The following is a 5,887-nucleotide window of genomic DNA, read 5'->3' on the forward strand; positions in this document are numbered from 1 at the left end:
TTTATCACCATTTGTGCTCAAAATTTTGGTGACAGGGTAAAGCATTGGATGGTAATGAATGAGCCTGTTGTGTTTACAGGCGCTGGTTATTTCTTCGGCATTCATGCACCGGGCCGCAGCGGCATGAAAAATTTTGTTCCCGCCATCCACCACGTTACAATGAGTATTGCTGAAGGTGGAAGGATATTGCGGAAATTGTTACCATCAACAGCGCAAATCGGTACAACATTTTCTTGCTCACAGATAGAGCCTTTTACCAATAAGCCGAGAGATGTGGCCGCGGCCGTTCGTGCCGATGCACTGATCAATCGTTTGTATATTGAACCGCTGCTGGGCATGGGGTATCCGACAAATGACCTTCCCGCACTTAAAGACCTCAAAAAGTATTTTCACCCTGGTGACGAGGATAAACTAAGTTTTGATTTTGACTTCATCGGTATTCAGAATTATACCCGCGAAATTGTAAAATATTCATTTTTCACGCCCTACATCCACGCGAGTATGGTCAAGGCCGAAAATAGGAGCGTGGATCTGACAGCCATGCGCTGGGAGGTTTATCCGCCTTCTATTTATTATATGATCAAAAAATTTGATGCGTATCCTAACGTTAAAAAGATCATCGTTACTGAAAACGGATCGGCTTTTCCGGATGAGGTTACGGATGGTGAAGTAAATGATCCCAAAAGATTGAAATACCTGAAGGATTACATAACCCAGGTTTTAAAGGCAAAAAATGAAGGCTGCAAAGTGAACGGCTATTTTGTATGGACCCTTACCGATAATTTTGAATGGGCCGAAGGCTATCACCCTCGTTTTGGATTGATCCATGTTGATCATGCAACCCAGCAACGTACAGTTAAAGCCTCGGGCAGATGGTATGCTGAGTTTTTAAAATAGGCTGTTAACTTTTAGGCAGCGTGAAGTTGAAGGATGTACCATTTTCGGTATCGCTCTCAAACCAGATGCGCCCGTTATGATCCTCAATAATTTGTCTGCAAATAGAAAGGCCGAGGCCGAATGATTTTTCGCCCGAGGTTCCTGGGCGTTTAGCATCAGTAAACATGTTGAATACCTGGTTCTTGAGTTTATCGGGGATTCCAATGCCATGATCCTTAACAGAAATCCGGATCTCGTTTTCCAGTTCAAGCGCCATAACTAAAATAGCTGATCCTTCCGGACTGAATTTAATGGCGTTACTAATAAGATTGCTGATCACCCGCCATATTTTTTCACGGCTGATGCAGAGCTCAAGCGATGAGCTAAGTGACGCGAGATTGATGATCTGTTGTTTTTCAGCAGCCTTAAAGCGCATCAATTCAACGCTATTGTTTAATAAGGAGTTAATCTCAACGGCTTCCTTATTCAACACAGCCGAAGCGGATTCGGTGGCTTCCAGTATTTCGTTGATCAGTTCAATAGAGTTAAACGACGTTTCCCTGATAATATTTAAAAGTTCTTTTTGCTCATCACTGTAATTTTCCTCGGTCATTACACTGGTAAGCGAAGCTATGCCACCTATTGGATTGCGCAGATCATGTGCAACAGTACGCAGAATGCGGTCTTTTTCCTGATTGTTGAGCTTTAAATCGCTCAGAGCGTTTTCCAAATGATGGTTCTGATGGTTTATCTGGTCATTAAGATCCCCAAGCGTTTTAATGTTCTTTTTTGATTTTTGCCAGTTTAAAAATACCAGCGAAATAATAATAATGAGCATCAGGGCAAAAACAATGGTTACCCTAAGGTAAACATGCTGCAATTCATTGTTTTTCTTCAGGTTGTTAAACTCATTATCTTTTTCAAGGCTTTTAACCTGCTCGGCAACGTCAGCCTCTTTCAGTTTTCTGTTTTCGCTTGTTATAGTATCCTTAAGCTCATCATATTGTTTATAGTGCATCATAGCCTGCTGATGATCATTTTGCTTCTCCAGGTAGTTTGACATTAATAAATGCCAGTCTTGCCTTGTTTCAGGGCTTTTAACACTGTCAAACTGGAGCCTGATAACATTCAGAAGGTTTATTAAGGAATCATTAGCATTCTGCCTGTCATATATCGATGCAAGTTTCAGTTCGGAGTATTGCGCATCATTATTGTCGTTTCCTTTACGCAGATTGATGGCAATGCTTTTTTTGAGCAGGCTTTTGGCTTTATTGTAATCCTTTTGCCTGATACCGATATCAGCCATATTACCATACACTACTCCTTTAGAAACCTCGCCCATTTGCGGGCGGTCTTTAAACCGTACAGCATTAGTGTTGATGTAATCAAGGGCATTGTTGTAAAAATACATGGCACTGTCATTCATCAGCATTTTGCTGTAGCTTAAGCCTATATTGTTCAGTAACTCCTGCCTGCGGTAAAAATAGTTGAAGTCGCCCTCGCATGAACTGGTTTCGTCAAAACTTTTCTTAAAATATTCAGCGGCCCGGCTGTAATGTTCCTGCTTGTACAGGATCATACCCATGCGGTAGCTATAATCGCCCATTGTACAATCATCAAGGTTGTTATTGGCAATTACCTTCCCTTCGTAAAAATAGCCATAAGCTTCGTTGTAACGATGATCATCAAACAATACATCACCTTTTGAAAGGTGCGCTTGCCCATATTCGCTGGTAAATTTTAGTTTCTTCTCGGGGGTATCGAAAATGTAAAGCATACTATCAGCATACAGCAAAGCCATTTTGCGATCGTTTTTTACATGGGATGCGTAGGTATAGATGAAAAAATAATAATTATATACCTGTTTAAAACCAAGATTATCCGAATGACGGAAGGCCGAATCAAGATAATTTATAGCAGCTTCATGATGTCCATTGTCATACATTATGGTTGCGGTATCAACTGCCTTATTATATGCAGAGGATGAAAGAAAGCCTTTGGGCTGTTGCCGGCATGAACTGATTATCAGCAAAAAACACGCAAAAAACAAACACCCCGGTATATTACCGGATAGCCATATTTGTCTTAAGCCTTTGTATGTAAACATCAATATGAAGTTATGCCAGGTTTAGAGTTGGTTGTAAAACAAGGGTAAACTATGAAAAATTTTAAAAAAGATCATACTGCTTTTACTAATATTTTCAATTAATTATTTATAATGAAACTTTTTTGATATGCCTAAAAACTAAATGCGACTGTTAAGATAACCGATATATTATGACGCCTGGGCAGGGAGGTAAACGTAGAAACTCGATCCATTATTTAGGTCGCTTTTTAGCCATATCCTGCCGCTATGTTTTTCAATTATTTGCCGGCATATGGAAAGCCCGAGACCGAATGATTTTTCGCCGTCGGTACCCGGCCTTTTGGCTTCAGTGAACATATTAAAGACCTGTTGCTGTAATTTGTCAGGGATACCTATGCCATAATCTTTAACACATATTTCAACCCCCAGCTGCTTTTGGTTCACAATGACATAAATAACGGCACCTTTGGGGCTGAATTTTATAGCATTACTGATCAGGTTACTGATAACCCTCCATATCTTTTCTCTGTTTATCAGTAGCTCGGTAGGGGCTTCCAATAAGCTAAGCATAATATCCTGGTCTTTTTCAGCAGCTTTAAACCGCAGCAAATCAACACTATTATTAATGAGGCTGTTAATTTCAACCCATTCTTTATTGAAGGTAACGTTAGCAGTATTGGCCGCTTCTAAAATTTCATTGATAAGCTCGAGGGAATTATAGGAAGTTTCTTTGATGAGGTTGATCAGATCTGTTTGCTCTTCATCCATTGCATCCTCAACCATTGCTGCGGATAATGCCGCAATGCCTCCAAGCGGATTGCGAAGGTCGTGGGCAACAGCCCGCAGAATCCGGTCTTTCTCGCGACTTCCCTGGTTCACATCTTCAAGGGTGTTTTCTAATTCGGTTTTTTGCTGTTGGATCTGATCGTTCAGCTTCTTTATTACTACGATATCCCGTTTTGACCTTCTGAGGTTACGGAAAACAAGGAAGATAATGATCACTGCCATTACTGAAAAAAGCACAGCAAGACCGATGTAGATCAATTGTAGCGTATTATGGCCTTTAAGGTTTTCTATCTGGTTTTCTTTGTCAAAACTGGCCTGTTGCTGGTTAACATCCGTCCGTTTTAATGAGGATGTTCTTTTTAATGCTGAATCTTTTAACGCCGAATAGTTCCTCAGATACAGCAGGCTATTTTGATAGTCGTTTTTCTGCAGATAATAAGTACTCATTAAACTATTCCAGTTGGTTTCAGCATCATCATTTTTGATGGTGTCGAGCTGACCGCGCAAGCTGTTCAGCAATTCAAAAAGCTCGTTTTGTTTATTGGTAATTGAATATAAGCGGGCAAGCTTTATCTCGGTTAATTCGGCGTCGCGGTTATCATTACCCGGTTTTAAATTAATGGCGATACTTTTTTTCAGCAGTTCATTTGCCTCGGTATAATTATGGGTTAACAATGCCAGGTCGCCCTGGTTACCGTAAACAACGCCCCGGGCAACTTCAAGCAGGTTTGCCCGCTCGGCAAATCTTACGCTATTTTCATCGATGTAAGCAAGTGCTTTATTTAAGTAAAGCTTAGAGCTGTCAATGTCACCGCTGTTTTTGTAGCTTTCGCCAATATTATCTAAAAGTTCCTGTCGCTGATAAAAAGCACGAAAATCATCAGTGTACGCGTAGCTTTGAACGTGACTGATCTTAAAATAATTGGCAGCCTCCCTAAAATGACCTTGTTTAAACATGATCATACCCATACGGTAGGTGTATTCGGCCAGTATGGCATCGTTGATGGCGTTTTTACCAATAGAATAGCCTTTGTAGAAATACCTGTAGGCCTGGTCATACTTCACCATGTCTGAATAAGCATCGCCCGTAGCAAAATCCGCTTCTGCAGCTAATTTAATATGTTGATCAGGCGTAACACTTTCGGCAGCTATAGCCTGCATGGTATCAGCATAAGGCATAGCTTTTTTAGGGTCATGCAATGCTTTTAAATTGTAAAGAAAATGAAAAGCGTAAAAACGGAACCTGTCGTTTGCAAAAGGGGTTTTTATAGTTTTATAGGCTGAATCGAGGTATTCAAGGCCTCTCTGAGGCTGAGATCTTTCACCGTTGTACAGGCTTACTGTATCAAATACCGGCTTAAATGGTCCGGAATACTCGCCTGTATCCTTAATGTTGTTTGCGCAGGAATTAAATAGCAACAGAATAGCCAAGGCCAGCCAAATTGAATGGTTAGTCAGCAGTTTGTTTAAACTAACAGGGCTATCAGGGGTTGACAACATTAAGCGGTTACGCAACAAATATAATGCTCCTAATTATAACGAACAATATTTTTGCGTACGAATAACACGCATGTTACTAAAAGTTAAAGCATATTGATTATCTGCTACTTAAAAGCATCAAGTCCGGTAACATCCATACCGGTAATAAGCAGATGGATATCATGTGTACCCTCATAGGTTATTACCGATTCAAGGTTCATCATATGCCGCATAATGGGATACTCGCCGGTAATACCCATGCCGCCAAGCATTTGCCGCGCCTCACGGGCTATTGTGATAGCTGTTTCGACACTATTTCGCTTAGCCATTGATATTTGGGCGGGAGTGGCCCTGTTTTCGTTTTTAAGTGTGCCTAAACGCCAAACTAATAACTGTCCTTTGGTAATTTCGGTGATCATTTCGGCCAGTTTTTTTTGCTGAAGCTGAAAACCTGCTATCGGTCTGCCAAATTGCTCACGCTCCTTAGTGTAGCGGAGGGCGGTGTCGTAACAATCCATAGCGGCACCCAGGGCTCCCCAGGCAATACCGTAACGGGCCTGGTTTAAACAACCCAGCGGACCTTTTATGCCAATTACATTGGGTAACAAGTTTTCTTTTGGTATTTTAACATGATCAAAAACAAGCTCGCCGGTTGCTGAT

4 protein-coding genes are annotated in these 5,887 nt (G+C 41.0%); 1 reads left to right on the forward strand and 3 read right to left on the reverse strand.

Annotated elements, in window-relative coordinates; genetic code table 11:
- On the forward strand, positions 1–897 hold an 897-nt coding region (locus VF500_RS04870), incomplete at its 5' end, for a family 1 glycosylhydrolase (protein ID WP_330858601.1).
- A 4-nt stretch (positions 898–901) separates the two neighbouring features.
- Here VF500_RS04870 and VF500_RS04875 read toward each other — a convergent pair.
- From VF500_RS04875 to VF500_RS04885, 3 genes are all read right to left on the reverse strand, one after another.
- Entirely contained in the window at positions 902–2,821 is a 1,920-nt protein-coding gene (locus VF500_RS04875) for a HAMP domain-containing sensor histidine kinase (protein ID WP_330858602.1), read from the reverse strand.
- A 330-nt stretch (positions 2,822–3,151) separates the two neighbouring features.
- The gene (locus VF500_RS04880; protein ID WP_330858603.1) at positions 3,152–5,248 is read right to left on the reverse strand and encodes a tetratricopeptide repeat-containing sensor histidine kinase; all 2,097 of its coding nucleotides are present in this window, start codon (positions 5,246–5,248) and stop codon (positions 3,152–3,154) included.
- A gap of 104 nt (positions 5,249–5,352) precedes the next feature.
- Positions 5,353–5,887, reverse strand: a 535-nt coding sequence (locus VF500_RS04885; RefSeq protein WP_330858604.1) for an acyl-CoA dehydrogenase family protein, incomplete at its 5' end; no start/stop codon positions are given.

It is taken from the genome of Mucilaginibacter sp. (assembly GCF_036383575.1).
Lineage (GTDB): Bacteria > Bacteroidota > Bacteroidia > Sphingobacteriales > Sphingobacteriaceae > Mucilaginibacter.